The organism is Zooshikella harenae (assembly GCF_018837975.1).
Classification (GTDB): domain Bacteria; phylum Pseudomonadota; class Gammaproteobacteria; order Pseudomonadales; family Zooshikellaceae; genus Zooshikella; species Zooshikella harenae.
The window spans coordinates 1-809 of the sequence record NZ_JAGSOY010000302.1; the positions used below are offsets into that span (position 1 = coordinate 1).

Sequence of the window (809 nt, forward strand, 5' to 3'; positions counted from 1 at the left end):
AGGTGATCCGCATGGATATAGTTCACCTGGGTATTGGCAACCTTACCATTGCCTTGGTAATGCACTTCTACCATAGCTACTGGCATATTGCCTAACCACACATAATGGCGGTCTAACAGCTTGCGAGTACTGGAGTAATTGGATTCAGCTAATAACTGGCCGGCTAAGTCATATTGGTAAACACCATAGTAAGATTGTCCCCCTAAGATGCGCTCTTTAACGACCCGCTCACCAATGGCGTTGTAGGTGTATTTAGCACGAAGCTCACCGTTTACTGTCATGCTGCTTAAACGCCCACGGGCGTCATAGGTGGCATTGGCACCACGACTGGCCAGGGTATTGCCCATCGCATCCAAGCTAACGGTTTCTTTGTTCAGCTTGTTCAGACGGTTGCTGTTATCGTGATAGCTCAGGGCTTGCTTCTTGGTTTGACTGTTACCAGAGGCATCGGCTTTGGTGGTCCAAACACGCTGAGTACGGTTGCCCACTTCATCAAATTCATAGGTCTTTTGCCCAAAGTAACCACTTTCCAGTGCTAAGCGATCTAAGGCATCGTACTCAAATTTCTGGTTCAGGCTGGCTTGTAAACCATCATCAATGCTGAGGATGTTGCCCACGGCATCATAGCCATAACTCAGGCTTTGAATACCTTGTACACTCTGGCTGGTGAGCTGGAAATCCTGGTCATACTGGCGGTTCAGCGTTAAGCCATTACCCCAGGTTAAGCTTTGGATAGGACCAAAAGGTAAGTAACTGATGTTCTGGGCGACATTGATGTCATCATTGCTGCCACTGTGGCTGAAGTTGAT

1 protein-coding gene is annotated in these 809 nt (G+C 48.0%); it reads right to left on the reverse strand.

Annotation, left to right across the window (positions count from 1 at the left end; translation table 11 throughout):
- Positions 1–809 (reverse strand): RHS repeat domain-containing protein (locus KCG35_RS25795; protein ID WP_373687384.1); only part of this gene is annotated, 809 nt, incomplete at both ends.